1 pseudogene is annotated in these 248 nt (G+C 66.9%); it reads left to right on the top strand.

Annotated features, from left to right (window positions below):
* Positions 1-248, top strand: a pseudogene (locus EXE44_RS19205) (hypothetical protein); the annotation flags it as partial.

The following is a 248-nucleotide window of genomic DNA, read 5'->3' on the forward strand; positions in this document are numbered from 1 at the left end:
ACCGAGCCGGAGCAGATCGTCGACCCGGACAACCTCGGCGACCTCGGCGACGCCATCGAGGCGCGGCTCTGGTACGACGAGGACTGCGACAACGTGTACGACGGCGCGGAGCCGGTCGACATCATGCTGACGCTCGACTTCTCGGGCTCGATGCTGTACGAGCAGTACGGCGGCCTCGTCAGCGAGGACGACGTCACGGTCGGCGGGACCACCTACGCCGAGACGACGAAGATCGACCTCGTCGAGCT

The organism is Halorubrum sp. SS7 (genome assembly GCF_005435055.1).
In the GTDB taxonomy this organism is placed as follows: domain Archaea; phylum Halobacteriota; class Halobacteria; order Halobacteriales; family Haloferacaceae; genus Halorubrum; species Halorubrum salinarum.